The organism is Streptomyces griseoloalbus, from assembly GCA_014650015.1.
Taxonomy (GTDB): domain Bacteria; phylum Actinomycetota; class Actinomycetes; order Streptomycetales; family Streptomycetaceae; genus Streptomyces; species Streptomyces griseoloalbus.
On the sequence record BMUD01000002.1, the window covers coordinates 473068 to 490705 of the forward strand.

Annotated in this window: 16 protein-coding genes, 2 rRNA genes and 1 riboswitch; of the genes, 5 read left to right on the plus strand and 13 right to left on the minus strand. The window is 70.3% G+C overall.

Annotated features, from left to right (window positions below; all coding sequences use genetic code 11):
• The first annotated feature begins 64 nt into the window (after positions 1–64).
• The 4 genes from IE178_RS05165 to IE178_RS05180 all read left to right on the plus strand — a co-directional run bounded on the left by IE178_RS05165 (position 65) and on the right by IE178_RS05180 (position 3390).
• Positions 65–460 carry a TOBE domain-containing protein gene (locus IE178_RS05165; RefSeq protein WP_184762330.1) on the plus strand — a complete coding sequence of 132 codons (396 nt, stop codon included), beginning with the start codon at positions 65–67 and terminating at the stop codon, positions 458–460.
• 185 nt (positions 461–645) lie between these two features.
• Positions 646–1452, plus strand: coding sequence for a molybdate ABC transporter substrate-binding protein (gene modA / locus IE178_RS05170; RefSeq protein WP_193511444.1), 807 nt, complete (start codon positions 646–648; stop codon positions 1450–1452).
• The gene (locus IE178_RS05175; protein WP_184762332.1) at positions 1449–2276 is read left to right on the plus strand and encodes an ABC transporter permease; all 828 of its coding nucleotides are present in this window, start codon (positions 1449–1451) and stop codon (positions 2274–2276) included. Before modA ends, IE178_RS05175 begins: the two co-directional genes overlap by 4 nt.
• 4 nt (positions 2277–2280) lie before the next feature.
• Entirely contained in the window at positions 2281–3390 is a 1110-nt protein-coding gene (locus IE178_RS05180) for an ABC transporter ATP-binding protein (RefSeq protein ID WP_193511445.1), read from the plus strand.
• Positions 3391–3483: 93 nt separating this feature from the next.
• Here IE178_RS05180 and gcvP read toward each other — a convergent pair whose 3' ends face one another.
• Complete coding sequence (gene gcvP / locus IE178_RS05185) at positions 3484–6369, minus strand: aminomethyl-transferring glycine dehydrogenase (RefSeq protein WP_193511446.1); 2886 nt, start codon at positions 6367–6369, stop codon at positions 3484–3486.
• Between the two features lie 173 nt (positions 6370–6542).
• A riboswitch (glycine riboswitch) is annotated at positions 6543–6638 on the minus strand.
• A gap of 114 nt (positions 6639–6752) precedes the next feature.
• Here gcvP and IE178_RS05190 point away from each other — a divergent pair.
• Positions 6753–7127 carry a PRC-barrel domain-containing protein gene (locus tag IE178_RS05190; RefSeq protein WP_184762335.1) on the plus strand — a complete coding sequence of 125 codons (375 nt, stop codon included), beginning with the start codon at positions 6753–6755 and terminating at the stop codon, positions 7125–7127.
• A gap of 15 nt (positions 7128–7142) precedes the next feature.
• Here the strand turns inward: IE178_RS05190 and IE178_RS05195 are convergent, their stop codons facing one another.
• The 12 genes from IE178_RS05195 to IE178_RS05250 all read right to left on the minus strand — a co-directional run.
• Entirely contained in the window at positions 7143–8534 is a 1392-nt protein-coding gene (locus IE178_RS05195; protein ID WP_438874348.1) for a DNA polymerase IV, read from the minus strand.
• 57 nt (positions 8535–8591) lie between these two features.
• Positions 8592–9275 carry a MerR family transcriptional regulator gene (locus tag IE178_RS05200; protein ID WP_184762336.1) on the minus strand — a complete coding sequence of 228 codons (684 nt, stop codon included), beginning with the start codon at positions 9273–9275 and terminating at the stop codon, positions 8592–8594.
• A gap of 191 nt (positions 9276–9466) precedes the next feature.
• On the minus strand, positions 9467–9940 hold the full coding sequence (locus IE178_RS05205; protein WP_184762337.1) for a bifunctional nuclease family protein: 474 nt from the start codon (positions 9938–9940) through the stop codon (positions 9467–9469).
• 83 nt (positions 9941–10023) lie between these two features.
• Positions 10024–10761 carry a transcriptional regulator FtsR gene (ftsR, locus tag IE178_RS05210; protein WP_193511447.1) on the minus strand — a complete coding sequence of 246 codons (738 nt, stop codon included), beginning with the start codon at positions 10759–10761 and terminating at the stop codon, positions 10024–10026.
• A gap of 38 nt (positions 10762–10799) precedes the next feature.
• A complete protein-coding gene (locus tag IE178_RS05215; protein ID WP_318279852.1) occupies positions 10800–11336 on the minus strand; it encodes an FHA domain-containing protein in 537 nt (178 codons plus the stop codon).
• A gap of 463 nt (positions 11337–11799) precedes the next feature.
• The gene (locus IE178_RS05220) at positions 11800–12693 is read right to left on the minus strand and encodes a DUF881 domain-containing protein (protein WP_193511449.1); all 894 of its coding nucleotides are present in this window, start codon (positions 12691–12693) and stop codon (positions 11800–11802) included.
• A gap of 5 nt (positions 12694–12698) precedes the next feature.
• Positions 12699–13031 carry a small basic family protein gene (locus IE178_RS05225; protein ID WP_003988855.1) on the minus strand — a complete coding sequence of 111 codons (333 nt, stop codon included), beginning with the start codon at positions 13029–13031 and terminating at the stop codon, positions 12699–12701.
• Positions 13028–13924, minus strand: a complete 897-nt coding sequence (locus tag IE178_RS05230; protein ID WP_193511450.1) for a DUF881 domain-containing protein — start codon at positions 13922–13924, stop codon at positions 13028–13030. The genes IE178_RS05225 and IE178_RS05230 overlap by 4 nt, the downstream gene beginning before the upstream one ends.
• 107 nt (positions 13925–14031) lie before the next feature.
• Positions 14032–16527, minus strand: coding sequence for a mannose-1-phosphate guanyltransferase (locus IE178_RS05235; RefSeq protein ID WP_184762342.1), 2496 nt, complete (start codon positions 16525–16527; stop codon positions 14032–14034).
• Positions 16528–16642: 115 nt separating this feature from the next.
• The gene (gene clsA, locus IE178_RS05240) at positions 16643–17251 is read right to left on the minus strand and encodes a cardiolipin synthase ClsA (protein WP_184762343.1); all 609 of its coding nucleotides are present in this window, start codon (positions 17249–17251) and stop codon (positions 16643–16645) included.
• A gap of 110 nt (positions 17252–17361) precedes the next feature.
• Positions 17362–17478 (minus strand): 5S ribosomal RNA (gene rrf, locus IE178_RS05245).
• 85 nt (positions 17479–17563) lie between these two features.
• Positions 17564–17638, minus strand: a 23S ribosomal RNA gene (locus IE178_RS05250); the annotation flags it as partial.

Genomic DNA, 17638 nt, shown 5'->3' on the forward strand with positions numbered 1-17638 from the left:
CTCGGGCGCCCTGCCCACGGGCCCCCGCCCGCCGTGCCCCGCGGCGCGCCCTATCGTGACCGGCATGCAGTCCTACACGATCGGCCAGGCAGCGAGGCTGCTCGGAGTGAGCCCGGACACCGCCCGCCGCTGGGCGGACGCGGGGCGCATCACCACGCACCGCGACGACGGGGGACGACGGCTCGTCGACGGACGGGACCTGGCCGCGTTCTCCGTCGAACTCGCCGGGGCGGGCGCCCCCGAGGAGGGCACCTCGTACACCTCCGCGCGCAACGCCTTCCCCGGGATCGTCACCGCGATCAAGTTGGGCGACGTCGCCGCCCAGGTCGAGATCCAGGCCGGGCCGCACCGCCTGGTCTCCCTCCTCACCCGGGAGGCCGTCGAGGAACTGGGCCTGGAGGTCGGCATGGAGGCCACCGCCCGCGTGAAGTCGACAAACGTCCATATCGACCGCACTTGATCGAAACGGGCGCCCGTACACAAACGCACTTGCGTGCTCCTTAACCCCTTCTTCCTGGCTCATGCGAGAAGATAGGGGGCTTCTTCCTGGCAGATGCGTCGGTATGATCGACGTACTCGACGTATCGACGTATCGGACGGGTCCTGGAGGCTCTTCCTCCCGGTCCGCAGAGGGAGTGCCACGCGATGACCCGTTCCGCTCACCGGCCACGTCGGTCCCGGCGGATCGCCGGCGCCGGGGCCGTCGCCGTCCTGGCACTGAGCGCCTGCTCCGCACCCGGCCCGGACTCCTCCCCGGGCTCCGCCACGGACGGCCCCACCGGCACGGTCACCGTCTTCGCGGCCGCCTCCCTGCGGGAGAGCTTCACGACGCTGGGCGAGCGGTTCGAGGAGGAGCACCCGGGAACCGAGGTCACCTTCAGCTTCGGCGGCAGCGACGCGCTGGCCGCCGGCATCGACAACGGCGCACCGGCCGATGTCTTCGCCGCGGCCAGCCCGAGGACGATGGAGCTCGTCACGGACCGGGGGCACGCGGCGGGCAGCCCGAGCACCTTCGTCCGCAACCGGCTGCAGATCGCCACCGTCCCGGGCAACCCCCACGGGATCGACTCCCTCGAGGACCTGACGGCACCCGGCCTCAAGGTCGTCCTCTGCGACAGGACGGTGCCCTGCGGCGCGGCCGCGCAGACGGCCCTCGGGGCCGCCCGTATCGCACTGACGCCCGCCTCGTACGAGCAGGACGTCAAGGGCGCCCTGACGAAGGTCGAGCTGAAGGAGGCGGACGCCGCCGTCGTGTACCGCACCGATGTGAAGGCGGCCGGTGACAAGGTGGAGGGCGTGGAATTCCGAGAGTCCGCCGAGGCCGTCAACGACTATCCGATCGCCCTGCTCGACAACGCCCCGAACCCGTCGGCGGCCAAGGCGTTCGTGGCGCTGGTGAAGTCACCGGAGGGCCGGAAGGTCCTCGGCGAAGCGGGATTCCTGAGGCCATGACCACCAGCCGGGAAACTCCCCGGAAGACGCGCCCGCGCACCCCGGGTCGCGGTGTCCCCCTGGCTCTGCTGGCGCCGGCCCTCCTCGGCCTGGCGTTTCTCCTGGTCCCCCTCCTCGCTCTCCTCGTCCGTGCTCCCTGGCGCAGCCTGCCCGAGCAGCTGACCAGCCCCGAGGTGTGGCAGGCGCTGCGCCTGTCGCTGTTCTGCGCCACGACGGCGACCGCGCTGAGCCTGGTCGTCGGCGTCCCCCTGGCCTGGCTGCTGGCCCGTACGGACTTCCCGGGCCGGGGCCTGCTCCGCGCCCTGGTGACACTCCCCCTGGTCCTGCCCCCGGTGGTGGGCGGCGTCGCCCTGCTGCTCGCCCTGGGCCGCAACGGCGTCGTCGGGCAGTGGCTGGACGCGTGGTTCGGCATCACCCTGCCCTTCACCACCACGGGCGTCATCCTCGCCGAGACGTTCGTGGCGATGCCGTTCCTCGTCATCAGCGTCGAGGGCACGCTGCGGGCCACCGACCCGCGCTACGAGGAGGCGGCCACCACACTGGGCGCCTCCCGCTTCACCGCGTTCCGCCGGGTCACCCTGCCGCTGATCGCCCCCGGCATCGCCGCCGGTTCCGTACTGGCGTGGGCCCGTGCCCTCGGGGAGTTCGGCGCGACGATCACCTTCGCCGGCAACTTCCCCGGCCGCACCCAGACCATGCCCCTCGCGGTCTATCTCGCCCTGCAGAACGACCCGGCCGCCGCGATCGCCCTCAGCCTGGTCCTCCTGGCGGTGTCCATCGCCGTACTGGCCGGGCTGCGGGACCGCTGGATGAGGACGGTCTGACGCCATGCCCGAGACCATGCCGCCGCGTCCCGGGAAGGGGCCCGCCCCGGCCGGCACCGCGTCCGAGCCCGGTGCCGGGGGCCTGGACGCGCGGCTCGTCGTGGACCGCGGCTCGTTCCGCCTGGACATCGGGCTGACCGCGGCGCAGGGCGAGGTCGTCGCCCTGCTGGGCCCGAACGGCGCCGGCAAGACCACCGCCCTGCGCGCCCTCGCCGGCCTCGCCCCCCTCACCGCCGGGCACCTCCGGCTCGACGGCGCGGACCTGCACCGCACGCCGCCCGAGTCGCGCCCGGTGGGGGTCGTCTTCCAGGACTATCTGCTGTTCCCGCATCTGAGCGCGCTCGACAACGTGGCCTTCGGACCGCGCTGCCGGGGCGCCGGCAAGGCCGAGGCACGGGCCCAGGCCGCCGAGTGGCTGGAGCGCATGGGCCTGGCCGACCACGCGGGAGCCAAACCCCGCCGTCTCTCCGGCGGCCAGGCCCAGCGCGTGGCCCTCGCCCGTGCCCTGGCCACCCACCCCCGGCTGCTGCTCCTGGACGAACCGCTGGCGGCCCTGGACGCCCGGACCCGGCTGGAGGTGCGCGCCCAGCTCCGCCGTCACCTGGCCGCCTTCGAGGCCGTCGCCGTCCTGGTCACACACGACCCGTTGGACGCCATGGTGCTGGCCGACCGCCTCGTGGTCGTGGAGCACGGCCGGATCGTGCAGGAGGGCAGCCCCTCCGCCATCGCCCGCCACCCGCGCACCGAGTACATCGCCCAGCTGGTCGGCCTCAACCTGTACCGCGGGCACGCCGACGGCCACACGGTCCGGCTCGACGCCGGGCCCGCCGTCAGTACCACGGACGACCTCACCGGCCCCGCCTTCGTGGCGTTCCCGCCCGGCGCCGTCACCCTGTACCGCGACCGGCCCACCGGCTCCAGCGCCCGCAACCTCTGGCACTGCGCGATCGCGGGGCTGGAGACCCACGGCGACCAGATCCGCGCGGAGCTCACCGGCGAGCTGTCCCTGGCCGCCGACCTCACCACGGCCGCCGCGGCCGAACTCGATCTCCATCCGGGCGCACCGGTCTGGGCGACGGTCAAGGCGACCCAGACGCACGCGTACCCGGCGTAGGCACAGGACGGCGAGCGGCCACAGGACGGCGGAGGGCTCCGCTTCGGCCGTACGGCCGAAGCGGAGCCCTCCGATCTCCTTGGTCCCTCCGGATCAGTCCTCGTACGCGTCCAGCGGCGGGCAGGAGCAGACCAGGTTCCGGTCGCCGAAGGCCTGGTCGATGCGGCGCACCGGCGGCCAGTACTTGTCGGCGGCGTTCACCCCGCCCGGGAAGACGGCCTCCTCGCGGCCGTACGCGTGGTCCCACTCGCCGCCGAGCGCGGCGGCGGTGTGCGGGGCGTTGCGGAGCGGGTTGTCGTCCGCGGGCCACTCGCCGGAGCCGACCTTGTCGATCTCCGCCCGGATCGCGATCATCGCCTCGCAGAACCGGTCGAGCTCGCTCAGGTCCTCGGACTCGGTGGGCTCGATCATCAGCGTCCCGGCCACCGGGAACGACATCGTCGGCGCGTGGAAGCCGTAGTCGATCAGCCGCTTGGCCACGTCGTCGACGCTGACACCGGTCGCCTTGGTCAGCGGGCGCAGGTCGATGATGCACTCGTGCGCGACGAGGCCGCCGGGGCCGGTGTAGAGCACCGGGTAGTGCGGCTCGAGGCGCTTGGCGATGTAGTTGGCGCTGAGCACCGCCACCTGCGTGGCCCGCTTCAGGCCCTCGCCGCCCATGAGACGGACGTACGCCCACGAGATCGGCAGGATGCCCGCCGAACCCCACGGCGCCGCCGAGATCGGCCCGACGCCCGTCTCCGGGCCCGCCTCGGGCTGGAGCGGGTGGTTCGGCAGGTACGGGGCGAGGTGCGCCCGCACGCCGACCGGGCCGACGCCGGGGCCACCGCCGCCGTGCGGGATGCAGAAGGTCTTGTGCAGGTTCAGGTGCGAGACGTCGCCCCCGAAGTGGCCCGGCTTGGCCAGACCCACCAGCGCGTTGAGGTTGGCGCCGTCGACGTACACCTGGCCGCCGGCCTCGTGCACCTCCGCGCAGATGTCGGCGACGTGCTCCTCGAAGACACCGTGCGTCGACGGGTAGGTGATCATCAGCACGGACAGCTCGTCGCGGTACTGCCCGATCTTCGCCCGCAGGTCCGCGACGTCGATCTCGCCGTCGTCGGACGTCTTGACGACGACGACCTTCATGCCGGCCATCACGGCGCTGGCGGCGTTGGTGCCGTGCGCGGAGGACGGGATCAGGCAGACGGTGCGCTGCTCGTCGCCGTTGGCCCGGTGGTAGCCGCGTACGGCGAGCAGACCGGCCAGCTCGCCCTGGGAGCCGGCGTTGGGCTGGAGGGAGACCTTGTCGTAGCCGGTGACCTCGGCGAGACGTTCCTCCAGCTCGTGGATGAGCGTGAGGTAGCCCCGCGCCTGCTCGGCGGGCGCGAAGGGGTGCAGCTGCCCGAACTCGGGCCAGGTGACCGGCTCCATCTCGGTGGTCGCGTTGAGCTTCATGGTGCAGGAGCCCAGCGGGATCATGCCGCGGTCCAGCGCGTAGTCGCGGTCGGAGAGGCGCCGCAGGTAGCGCAGCATCGCCGTCTCGGAGCGGTGCTGCTGGAAGACGGGGTGCGTCAGGTACTCGTCGTTGCGCAGCAGGCCTTCCGGCAGCGTGTCCCGCGCGGCCGCGTCCAGGGCCTCGACGTCGCCCTCGACGCCGAAGGCGCTCCACACGGCGGCCAGCCGGGCCCTGGTGGTGGTCTCGTCACAGGCGATCGAGACGTGGTCGGCGTCGACGAGACGCAGGTTGACGCCGTTGTCGCGCGCGGCGGCGACGATCTCGGCCGCCCGCCCGGCGACCCGCACGGTCAGCGTGTCGAAGTAGGAACCGTGCACGATCTCGGCGCCGCCGGCCCGCAGCCCCTCGGCGAGGACCGTGGCGTACCGGTGGGTGCGCCGCGCGATGCCCCTCAGCCCCTCCGGGCCGTGGTAGACGGCGTACATCCCGGCCATCACGGCGAGCAGCACCTGGGCGGTGCAGATGTTGCTGGTGGCCTTCTCCCGGCGGATGTGCTGCTCACGCGTCTGGAGCGCGAGCCGGTAGGCCTTGTGTCCGTCCGCGTCGACGGAGACGCCGACGAGCCGCCCGGGCAGGCTGCGCGCCATCTTCTCCCGCACGGCCATGTATCCGGCGTGCGGCCCGCCGAAGCCCATCGGCACACCGAAGCGCTGGGTGGTGCCGACCGCTATGTCCGCGCCGAGCTCACCGGGGGACTTCAGCAGCGTGAGGGCGAGCAGGTCGGCGGCGACGGTGACGAGCGCGCCGAGTTCGTGCGCCTGGTCGATCACCGGCTTGATGTCGCGTACGGCACCGGAGGCGCCGGGGTACTGGATCAGTACGCCGTTGATCTCACGCCCGGCGACCTCGGCGGGGATGCCGTCGCTCAGGTCGGCGACGACGACCTCGACGCCGGTCGGCTCGGCGCGGGTCTCCATCACGGCGATGGTCTGCGGCAGTGCGTCCGCGTCGACCAGGAACAGGCCCTTCTTGTTCTTGCCCATCCGTCGCATCAGCGCCATCGCCTCGGCGGCGGCGGTGCCCTCGTCGAGCAGGGAGGCGCCGGAGGTCGGCAGGCCGGTGAGCTCGGCGACCACGGTCTGGAAGTTCAGCAGCGCCTCGAGCCGCCCCTGGGAGATCTCCGGCTGGTACGGCGTGTAGGCCGTGTACCAGGCGGGGTTCTCCATCACGTTGCGCAGGATCACGGGCGGGGTGAAGGTCCCGTAGTACCCGAGCCCGATCATGGAGCCGAGCACTTCGTTGCGGTCGGCCAGCGAACGCAGCTCGGCCAGAACCTCGGCCTCGCTCCGCGCACCCGGCAGGTCCAGCGCGTCGGCGTTCTTGATCACATCCGGCACGGCGGCGGCCGTCAGCTCGTCGAGTGAGCCATAGCCGACCTGGGCGAGCATCTTGGCCCGCGCCTCGTGGTCGGGGCCGATGTGGCGCTGCTCGAAGGGAATTCCCTGTTCGAGTTCGGAGAGCGGAGTGCGAGGGGCGGTCATTGCGGAGGCCTCCTGGTCTGACGACCTTCGAGGGGCACCACGGCGCGGGTGCCCGGACGGCCTCCCCCTCTGTCATCTCGACCTGAGAGCTTCACCGGACGCCCGAGGGCACCCGGCTTTCACCGTCGGTGAGAGCGGAAGCCGTCGACACCCGCCCTGCTTTCCAGAGTGACCTCGTCCGTGCGGTACGTGTGCCTGAGAGATTCCGGGGAGGATTTGCTCCTTCGGCGCCTCCGATGATGCCTGGAGGGCTCTCCCGCACGGGGTCAGCAGCCGGTTGCCAGCCTACCAGCGAGCTCAGCAGGGGAACTTTCGAGTGGCCGCTCCACCGATTGTGCCGTTGTGTAGTGCTTACGGATGAGTGTGCGACCAGTGGAGGGCCCGTGCAGACCGACATCGATCCGCGCCACCTGATCGGCCGCAAGGCGTTCGACCGCAACGGAACCCGGATCGGCACGATCGACGAGGTCTACCTCGACGACGCCACCGGCGTACCGGAGTGGGCGGCGATACGCACCGGACTGTTCAGCAGGGACGCCTTCGTCCCCCTGGAGCCCAGCGAGCTGATCGACGGCGCTCTCCACGTCCCCTTCGAACGCGCCCTCATCAAGGACGCCCCCGACTTCGGCGTGGGCCGCCACCTCTCCCCCGAACAGGAACTCCAGCTCTACCACCACTACGGCCTGGACATCACCGCCCCTCCCCCACTGCCGGACCACTCCTTCGGCAAACTGGCGGGCAGGGACGAACCGGCCTGATCCGCTCGCCGTTCCCTACCTCCTCGATGGCCCCCCGCCGGCCCCGGCGCTCCCGTCCTGCGCCTCCCCGGGTCTTCGGGACACCAGCGGGAGCGGCTCCGCCGGCTCCAGAGCCGGGTCGTCGGTCCGGAAGGTCTTCACCCGGCCCGGCGGTGAGTCGGGCGTCTCGAAGCGCACCGTGACCCGGCCCAGCCCGCTGCCCTGCACCCACCCGTGCCCGTACGCGGCGTGCCGCACGTCGTGCCCCGCCGGCCACCGCCGCTCGGCGGGTGCCTGCCGCTCCGGTGCGGGGGCGGCCTCGGGCTCCTCGAGGAGGGGGCCGTCCTCACGCGCCCCCGCCGCCTGCGCGAACAGGTCCTCCTGCGTGTAGTCGGCCAGTCCGCTCACCCCCACGCCCAGCAGCCGCACCCCGCCCGTCGTGTCGACCGAGTCCAGCAGCCGCGCCGCCGCCTCCCGCACCACCGCCGGATCGTCCGTGGGCCCCCGCAGCGTCTCCGACCGGGTGAGCGTCGAGAAGTCGTACCGCCGCACCTTCAGCACGATGGTCCGGCCCGACAGCCCCGCCCCCCGCAGCCTGCTCACACACCGGTCGGCGAGCCGCCGCACCTCCGTCCCGACCCGCACCCGGTCGTGGATGTCCACGTCGTACGTGTCCTCGACCGACACCGACTTCGTCTCCCGCTCGGACACCACCGGCCGCTCGTCCCGCGCCAGCGCCATCGCGTACAGCGCGTGCCCATGGGCCTTGCCCAACAGCCGTACGAGCTCGTCCTCCCCCGCCTCGGCGAGCTCGTCGACCGTGTGGATGCCCGCCCGCCGCAGATGATCACCGGTCGCCGGCCCCACGCCCGGCAGGGTCCGCACCGACAACGGCCCCAGCAGGGCCCGCTCCGTGCCCGGCTCGATCAGCACCAGCCCGTCCGGCTTCGCCTGTTCCGACGCGATCTTCGCCAGCATCTTGGAGGCGGCGAGCCCCACCGACCCGGTGAGGCCCGTGACCGCCCGTATGTCGGCCCGCAACTTCGCTCCGGCCAGGCGCGCCGACCGCTCGTCCCAGGCCCTGCCACCCGCTTCCAGGTCCACGAACGCCTCGTCCAGACTGAGCGGCTCCACCAGGGGTGACAGGGTCCCCAGCAACCCCATCACCTGTTCGCTGATCGACCGGTAGAGAGCGAACCGCGGCACCAGATACGCGGCGTTCGGCGCGAGCCGCCGGGCCTGCGCCATCGGCATCGCCGAGTGGACGCCGAAGACCCGGGCCTCGTACGAGGCGGTGGCGACCACACCACGCGGCCCGAGCCCGCCCACGACGACGGCCTTCCCGCGCAGGCTCGGCTTGGACGCCTGCTCCACCGAGGCGAAGAAGGCATCCATGTCGAGATGCAGGATCGTGGGCGCGGATCTCACAGCTCCGATGCTGCCCTACGCCACTGACAATGCCGTCCCGGACGACCTCGGAACGCCTCAGACGGCCTTGTTCCGCCGCCGCGCCAGCTCGTCCATCGGGTTGTGACCGACCAGGGTCTCCCCCGTGTCGATGCGCTCACCGTGCAGCTGTGACAGCGCGCTCTCGACGTCCCGCCACACCACGCCGACGGCGATCCCGAAGACGCCCTGGCCCCCTTGGAGCAGGGCGTGCACCTCGTCGGGCGAGCTGCACTCGTAGACCGTGGCCCCGTCGCTCATCAGCGTCATGCGCTCCAGGTCGCTGAAGCCGCTCTCGCGCAGGTGCCGTACGGCGCTGCGAATGTTCTGCAGGGACACACCCGTGTCGAGGAACCGCTTGACGATCTTCAGCACGACCACGTCGCGGAAGCTGTACAGCCGCTGCGTCCCCGATCCATGGGCCGGCCGCACGCTCGGCTCGACCAGCCCCGTGCGGGCCCAGTAGTCGAGTTGCCGGTAGGTGATACCGGCGGCAGCGCAGGCCGTGGGCCCCCGGTAGCCGATCTCCTCGGACGCCATGGACGTCGCCCCTCCACTGCTCGGCACAGCCGTCGGTCGCTGCGGAGCGTGATCGACGGCGTCGCCGTGCGCGGGATACCCCCCGCTCAAGGGGAACCGAGAGCTCTGGGAAGGGTATGGCCCGCTCGCCCCGAAACCACGCCCTGGGGCACCCCCAGCCGTACCGTCGCCGCTGCTTCTCACGCCGACCTCCGTCCTTGACCTGCCTCCTCGACGGTAGGCAGTCACCAGGGGTGCGTCAACGATCGCCACACTCGGCACGCCGAGTGATAATCACCCTAAGAGTGGTTTCCAGTACCCCACCGCGGGGAAAGGCTAGCTGAATGCCCTCGGGCGAGCCCCGGCGGTCGGCTGAGGCGGCGGACCTCACTCCCTTACTGGTTGCTGCTTCCGAAGTCCTCCGGCGAGATCTGGTCGAGGAACTCGCGGAACTTCTCCACCTCGTCCTCCTGCTCGTCCGGGATGGCGATCCCGGCGTCGTCGAGCACCGTGTCACTGCCGTAGATGGGCGTGCCCGTGCGCAGCGCCAGCGCTATGGCGTCGGAGGGGCGGGCACTCACCTCCACCCCGCTGGCGAAGACCAGCTCGGCGTAGAAGACGCCCTCCCGCAGATCGGTGATGCGCACTTCCGTGAGCTCCTGGCCGACGGCTTCCAGCACGTCCTTGAACAGGTCGTGGGTCAGCGGTCGTGCGGGTGCCATGCCCTGCTGGGCGAAGGCGATGGCCGTCGCCTCCCCCGGTCCGATCCAGATGGGGAGGAAGCGGTCGCCGCCCACCTCACGCAACAGCACGATCGGTTGGTTGGAGGGCATCTCGACCCGGACACCTACGACATCGAGCTCGTTCACACAGCAACCCTAGGCCGTGCCCGGGACGTTTGGGTAGTCGGGCAGGGAACGGGTGGCCGATCCTGCCCCCTGAGCCGCTCCCCTCAGGGCAGCCGCACCCCCAGCGCCGACTGCACCAGTGCCGCGTGCAGCTTCACCGTGAGCGCCGCCAGCTCCTTCGTACGGGCCTCGGCGTGAGCCCTGGTCTGCGGGTTCCGGTGGCGCCTCAGCGGGGCGACGACCTGGTCCACCAGACCGGCCTCCCGGTCGGCGGCGGCCTTCATCGCCCTCAGATGACGCGGCTCGATCCCGGACCGCCCCAACTCCGTGATGAGACCGGCGACGGTGACCGCCTCGGCGTCGTACACCCCGTCCTCGACCGGGGTGAGGAGTCCGTACGACTCCCACTCGGCGAGCGTCCGCTCGTCGACGCCGGCGGCCGCCATCAGTTGACCGCGCCCGATACGGGCCGCCGTGGGCCCGTCGGAGGCGGACTCGTCACCGGCCTCCGCGTCACCCGGACGGCCGAGCACCGGCAACGGGACCGCCTCGCCGCGCTCCATGGCCGCCAGGTGCTCACGGATCACCTTGAGCGGCAGATAGTGGTCCCGCTGCATCCTCAGCACATGGCCGAGGCGCTCGACGTCCCCGCCACTGAACTTGCGGTACCCCGAAGGGGTCCGCTGCGGCTCGATGAGCCCCTCCGACTCCAGGAAACGGATCTTGGAGATGGTGACCTCGGGGAACTCCTCGCGCAGCACGTTCAGCACCGCGCCGATGCTCATCAGTCCGGTGTCGGCGGCGGCGCCGTTCCCGGCACCGCCGCTCGGGGTCTGAAGCATGGACCTTCCCTGGAGTCCCCGGATGGAATCCGGGGAGCTCAGTAGCCCTGCTGGCTCGCGTAGAAGACCAGCCGGTACTTGCCGATCTGCACCTCGTCACCGTTGGACAGGGCGACCTGGTCGATCCGCTCGCGGTTGACGTACGTGCCGTTCAGGCTGCCGACGTCGGCCACCGTGAACGAGCCGTCCGGGCTGCGCCGGAACTCCACGTGCCTGCGGGAGACCGTCACGTCGTCCAGGAAGATGTCGCTCTGCGGGTGACGCCCGGCCGTGGTCAGGTCGCCGTCCAGGAGGAAGCGGCTGCCCGAGTTCGGCCCGCGGCGAACGACCAGGAGCGCGGAACCCATCGGCAGCGCGTCGACGGCCGCCTGCGCCTCGGGAGAGAGCGTCGGCATGGGCGTCTGGCCGGTGGCCTCGGCGTCGTAGGCCTCGAGACCGGAGATCGAGATCGTGGACGTCGTCTCGGAGGGGCGCTCCGGAGCGACTCCGGGCCGGAGCGGCGCGCCGCAGTTGGAGCAGAAGCGGCTGTTCTCCGCGTTGCGGTTACCGCACCTCGTGCACACCAGGGCCGACATGGACGGATCCTCCTGCCGCGGCTGCCCACCAGGGGCATGGGACGCGTACGGGTCGGAGAATCCTCCACCCGTACCTGAGGTCGACGGTTGCCCGAAACCTATGCCGCCCGACTGCGCAGGGTCAGCGGACGGCGCGCCCTGGCCTCCGCCGACCTGGTCCCGAAACAGCGGACGCTGACCGTCCGCATCAGGCTGTGCGCGATGACGAGCGGTCGCGTTGTCGCTGCCCTCTCGCCGCGCGCTCTTGCCGAACAACTTCGCAAACAACTTCACGGGCGATTCCCCTTGACCGAAACAGACCCGCCCGTGGGGCAGGACGAACCCTGACTGAACTCATTGGCCGACCCGGACATCTTCACAACGTCCGCCTCCGCCAGACAGTTTCCACCACGCACCACCCATTCGGTGCGCCGACCCCCCGCAACCTCATGCCCTCGCCGGACGCCCCCCATGCACCCCCGGTTCACTGGGAGGACGACCGAGCGTAGTCAGGCCGCTTCGCCGCCCGCAAGGCATCCACAACGATCTTGGTCGACCGCTCCACGGTAACGGTGGCCTGTTCCTTCTCGAGAGTCTGCACCACGCCTCCGGGGATGTTGAGCGCCGGCTCGAGGTCCTGCGGCTTGCCGATGACCTTGAAACGATAGGGCGCGGTGATCTTGTTCCCGTCCACGCCGACACCGTTCCCGGAATCCGTCAGATAGGTGCCCGCCACCACCCGCACGCCGTTGACCTGGATCGCCTCGGCGCCGGCCGCGCGCAACTCCTGCACGGCGTCGAGCAGCATGTCCGCCTCCACCGTCCCCTTCGAGTCCTCGATGGTCATCGTGATCCCGGGCCCCTGAGCGGCCACCGTGCCCGCCAGGACGCCGAGTTGCCGTTCCTTCTCGATCGTCTGCCTGCGGGCCTCTTCGGCCTGGTCGGAGCTGTTCTCCAGCTCGTCGCGCTGCTTCTCGAGTCCCTGCTTCTCGTCCTCAAGACGCTCTGTGCGGTCGTCGAGTTCATCGAGGATGCGCACAAGATCTTCCTGACGTGCCCCGCGCAGCGCGCTGTCGGTGTCGCTGTTCGAGGCCACCTGGACGGCCAGACCGAAGCCGAGGCCGAACAGCAGCAGGGCGACGATGAGCTGGGCCCGGGTCACCCGCGGCGGCCACAGCCCCGCCACCAGCCGCTGGCGCCCGGTCGGACCGGGCTCGGGCCGCTCCTGCGGGACGTCCTCCGCCGCAGGCGCTGACGCGCTCACAGGGACCTCTGCGGGCAGTTCCTTGCGCAGGCTCGCCGCGGGCGAGGCCGGGGGGGCGGGCCTGGGCCGGGACACCGCCGGGCGCGTCGTCTCGTCGTGCTCTCGCTCACTCATCGGCCTCACGCCCGGAACACATGCCGGCGGATCGCCGCGGCGTTGGAGAAGATGCGGATGCCGAGGACGACCACGACACCCGTGGACAGCTGGGCCCCCACGCCGAGTTTGTCGCCGAGGAACACGATCAGCGCGGCGACGACGACATTGGACAGGAACGACACCACGAAGACCTTGTCGTCGAAGATGCCGTCGAGCATGGCCCGCAGTCCCCCGAAGACGGCGTCGAGCGCCGCGACGACGGCGATCGGCAGATAAGGCTCGACGACCGCCGGAACCTCGGGCCGGACCAACAGTCCGGCCACGACTCCCACGACGAGGCCCAGTACGGCGATCACGATGTGCCCTTCTCGGTTATCGGCTGTGCGGTACGTATGATCACACTCGGTGCTGCGGGCAGCCGGACGTCGTCCTCCACGGAGATGGCCGTCCGGATGCCGTAGTTCTCCTGCAGGGCATGCAGATACAGACCGTCGGCGCTGTTCTGGAACCGGTCGCTCAGCTTCCCGCCGTCCCCCACCGCGAGCACCGTGTACGGCGGCACCAGCGGCTTGTTGTCGACCAGTATCGCGTCTCCTGCGGCCCTGATCGCCGACAGGGCGGTCAGCCGCTGCCCGTTGATCGAGACGGCCTCGGCACCGGACTCCCACAGGCCGTTGACCACCCGTTGCATGTCACGGTCGCGGAGCCGCCCGGTGTCGGAGAATCCTGAGGTCGATCGCGGGTCGCCGTCGCCGCCCGCGCTCGTGTCCTTGGCGTCGTTCACCACGAGCCGCACGCCGGGGCCGTGCACCGCGACGGCGCCGGACAGGATGCCGACCAGCGCGGACCGGTCGCTTCCGCCGCTGTTCCGGAGCGCCTCGCGCTGCCGCGCGCTCACGTCGGCGCGCAGCTCGTCGACGCTGTCCTCGAGCTTGTCGGCGGCGTCGGTCTCCTGATCGATCCGGTCGATCAGTTCCTCGCGCTCCTTGGCGACGACGGGCGCCGCTACCCGGGCCTGCGCGGCACCGACGGTCACGATCAGGGCGGCCAGCACCAGGCCCAGGGCGAGACCGAGCTTCGCCCTGAGGGTCCTCGGCATGCCGCCCTCGCCGTCCGCCTTCTTCCGCGCGGCGGCCTCGGCGTACCCCTCGTCGAGACTGTGGTCCATGACGTTGGTGAGCAACGACATGGAGGCGTCCGGACGCGCGGGCCGCGCGGGTGTGCTCCGAACGGGGGGTTGCTGCGGCATGCCGCACATCGTCGCACGCCGCGACCACTACCTCCGAACGGACCTACCGGCGTGCCGGACAGGCCCCGTTGGGGACACTTGTCCGGCACGCACGCGTACCGCTCGTTTTACCGTCCCGCGCTGTCCACGACCGCCGCCCACTCGTCGAGGAGGGCCTGCGCGGAGGCGTCGTCGGGGCCTTCGGCCCACAGGTGGGTGACCGCCTCGGCCGGGTCGGGCAGCACCATCACCCAACGGCCGTCGGTCTCCACCACGCGCACACCGTCGGTGGTGTCCACGAAGCGGTCTCCGGCCGCCTCGACGACCCGCCGCATCACCAGCCCCTTGACCGCCCACGGAGTCGCCAGGTCCCGCTTGAGCACGTGCGCCCGCGGAATGCGCGCGTCGATCTGGCTGAGGGTGAGCTGGGTCCGCGCCACCAGCCCGATCAGCCGTACGAAGGCCGCGGTGCCGTCGTAGACGCTGCTGAACTCCGGGACGATGAACCCGCCCTTGCCGTCACCGCCGAAGATCGTCCCCTCCTCGCCGCCCACGCGCGTGAGGTCGTCGGGCGAGGTGGTCGTCCACTCGACCTGTGTGCCGTGATACGCCGCCACCTGCTCGGCGATCCTGGTGGTGGTCACCGGGAGCGCGACCCGGCCACTGCGTCGCTCGGAGGCGATGAGGTCGAGCATCACGAGCAGCGCCCGGTCGTCCTCGATGATCCGCCCCTTCTCGTCGACCAGGGACAGCCGCTCACCGACGGGGTCGAACCGCACACCGAACGCGGCACCGGACGACGCCACGATCTCCCCGAGCCGGACCAGCCCCGAACGCCTCATGTCGGCCGTCTCGGTCGGCCTGGACTCGTCGAGGCCGGGATTGATGGTCAACGAGTCGACGCCCAGCTTGCCGAGCAGGCTCGGCAGCACCAGGCCGGCGCTGCCGTTGGACGCGTCCACGACCACCTTGAGCCCGGACTCCGCGATACCGGTGATGTCGACGTTGCGCAGCAGGGAACCCGTGTACGAGTCGAAGACACTCGCCGGGAAGTGCAGGTCCCCGATCTCACCGGGGAACGCGCGCCGGTACTCCTGTCGCGCGAAGACGCGGTCCAGCTTGCGCTGGCTGCCCTGCGAGAGGTCGGCTCCCTGCCCGTCGAAGAACATGATGTCGACGGAGTCCGGGACTCCGGGCGTGGTCCGGATCATGATGCCGCCCGCACTGCCCCGCGCGGTCTGCTGCCGCGCCACGGGCAGCGGCACGTTCTCCAGGTCCCGTACGTCGATGGCGCTGGCCTGGAGGGCGGAGATGACCGCCCGCTTCAGTGCTCGGGCACCGCGGGAGTGGTCGCGCGCCGTGGTGACGGTCGAGCCCTTCTTCAGGGTCGTCGCGTAGGCGCCGGCCAGCCGCACCGCGAGTTCCGGCGTGATCTCGACGTTCAGGATCCCGGACACTCCCCGGGCCCCGAAGAGGTGCGCCTGGCCCCTGGACTCCCAGATGACCGAGGTATTGACGAACGCACCGGCCTCGATGGTCTTGAACGGGTAGACCCGCACATTTCCCTGCACGATCGATTCTTCACCGATCAGGCACTCGTCGCCGATGACGGCGCCGTCCTCGATCCGTGCCGCGCGCATGATGTCGGTGTTCTTGCCGACGACGCAGCCGCGCAGATTGCTGTGCGGCCCGACGTACACGTTGTCGTGGACGACGGACTTGTGCATGAAGGCGCCGCTCTTGACGACGACGTTGGATCCCACGACCGTGTGTTCGCGGATTTCCGCGCCGGCCTCGACCTTGGCGTAGTCACCGATGTACAGCGGCCCGCGGAGCACGGCGTCGGGGTGCACCTCGGCCCCCTCGGCGACCCATACGCCCGGGGAGATCTCGAATCCGTCGATGTCGACGTCGACCTTGCCCTCGAGCACGTCGGCCTGCGCCTTCACATAGCTCTCGTGGGTGCCGACGTCCTCCCAGTAGCCCTCGGCGACGTAGCCGTAGACGGGCTTGCCTTCCTTCATCAGCTGGGGGAAGACATCGCCGGACCAGTCGACGGGGACATCGGGGTCGACGTAGTCGAAGACCTCGGGCTCCATGACGTAGATGCCGGTGTTCACGGTGTCGGAGAAGACCTGCCCCCAGGTCGGCTTCTCGAGGAAGCGCTCGACCTTGCCTTCCTCGTCCACGATGGTGATGCCGAATTCCAGCGGGTTGGGGACGCGGGTCAGGCAGACCGTGACCAGGGCGCCCTTTTCCTTGTGGAATCTGATCAGCTCGGTGAGGTCGAAGTCGGTCAGGGCATCGCCGGAGATGACGAGAAAGGCATCGTCCTTGAGTGCCTCCTCGGCGTTCTTGACGCTCCCGGCGGTACCGAGTGGCTTCTCCTCGTTGGCATAGGTGAGCTCCATTCCGAGCTCTTCGCCGTCACCGAAGTAGTTTTTGACGAGCGACGCAAGGAACTGAACGGTCACAACGGTTTCGTTGAGCCCATGCTTTTTGAGCAGCCGCAGAACGTGCTCCATGATCGGCCGGTTGGCCACTGGCAGGAGCGGCTTGGGCATGCTTGAGGTCATGGGGCGAAGGCGGGTGCCTTCACCTCCGGCCATCACGACGGCCTTCATGTCGGAAGCGTCCTCCTCGAAGAGACGACGGTCCAGCCGACTTCACCCGCCAGGGTGGTCCCGCACTTTTCAGCTGCGGGCCATCGCGCCGCCATGCGCGCGCCAATCAGCGAGTTCAATCGGCCACGGCGTCCGCACGAACCAGGCGGCGGACTTGGACCACGTAAAGCACTCCTGCCCACCAATACAGGGTTGTACCCCATCCGGCGAACGCCCAGCCGAAAATAGCAGCGAGTGACGAGATCCAACCAGTTCCGTCACTGAGCAGGAGCAGCGGGAAGGCGTACATCAGGTTGAAGGTGGCGGCCTTCCCCAGGAAGTTCACCTGCGGCGGCGGATAGCCATGCCGCCTGAGGATGCCCACCATCACGAGCAGCATCAGCTCGCGGGCCAGTAGTACGGCGGTCAACCAGAGCGGCAGAATCTCGCGCCAGGTGAGACCGACCAAAGTCGACAGGATGTAGAGCCGGTCGGCGGCGGGATCGAGGAGCCGGCCGAGGCTGCTGATCTGGTTCCACCGTCGCGCGAGTTTGCCGTCCAGGTAGTCACTGACGCCGCTGAGGGCCAGCACCAGGAGTGCCCAGCCGTCACTCTTGGGGCCACCGAACTCCGGCCTGAGGATCAGCCACAGGAACAGGGGTACGCCAACGAGCCGCGCCATGCTGAGCATGTTCGGGATGGTGAGGACGCGGTCTGTCTGGACCCGCGTCTCCTGGACCTCCACCCGGGATCCTCCTGTGGGGAACGTGTCGACGATGCCCCCTGACCCTACCTCAACGCAAAAAAGCTCTGGCTCTCGGGCTGTAATGCCCGAGAGCCAGAGCTCTAAGATTTGTTCGGCGGCGTCCTACTCTCCCACAGGGTCCCCCCTGCAGTACCATCGGCGCTGTAAGGCTTAGCTTCCGGGTTCGAAATGTAACCGGGCGTTTCCCCTACGCTATGACCACCGAAACACTATGAAACTATACAACCGCACCACGCTGTGGACGTGGGGTTGTTCGTGGTTTCAGAACCAACACAGTGGACGCGAGCAACTGAGGACAAGCCCTCGGCCTATTAGTACCGGTCAACTCCACACGTTACCGTGCTTCCATATCCGGCCTATCAACCC

What these genes read in the sequence shown, in the direction of transcription:
- modA (WP_193511444.1), top strand. Translation starts at nt 646, where the DNA reads ATGACCCGTTCCGCTCACCGGCCACGTCGGTCCCGGCGGATCGCCGGC.
- IE178_RS05235 (WP_184762342.1), bottom strand. Translation starts at nt 16,527, where the DNA reads ATGAAGGCCGTCGTGATGGCCGGAGGTGAAGGCACCCGCCTTCGCCCC.
- IE178_RS05230 (WP_193511450.1), bottom strand. Translation starts at nt 13,924, where the DNA reads ATGCCGCAGCAACCCCCCGTTCGGAGCACACCCGCGCGGCCCGCGCGT.
- IE178_RS05180 (WP_193511445.1), top strand. Translation starts at nt 2,281, where the DNA reads ATGCCCGAGACCATGCCGCCGCGTCCCGGGAAGGGGCCCGCCCCGGCC.
- IE178_RS05215 (WP_318279852.1), bottom strand. Translation starts at nt 11,336, where the DNA reads ATGTCGGCCCTGGTGTGCACGAGGTGCGGTAACCGCAACGCGGAGAAC.
- gcvP (WP_193511446.1), bottom strand. Translation starts at nt 6,369, where the DNA reads ATGACCGCCCCTCGCACTCCGCTCTCCGAACTCGAACAGGGAATTCCC.
- ftsR (WP_193511447.1), bottom strand. Translation starts at nt 10,761, where the DNA reads ATGCTTCAGACCCCGAGCGGCGGTGCCGGGAACGGCGCCGCCGCCGAC.
- IE178_RS05220 (WP_193511449.1), bottom strand. Translation starts at nt 12,693, where the DNA reads ATGAGTGAGCGAGAGCACGACGAGACGACGCGCCCGGCGGTGTCCCGG.
- IE178_RS05175 (WP_184762332.1), top strand. Translation starts at nt 1,449, where the DNA reads ATGACCACCAGCCGGGAAACTCCCCGGAAGACGCGCCCGCGCACCCCG.
- IE178_RS05165 (WP_184762330.1), top strand. Translation starts at nt 65, where the DNA reads ATGCAGTCCTACACGATCGGCCAGGCAGCGAGGCTGCTCGGAGTGAGC.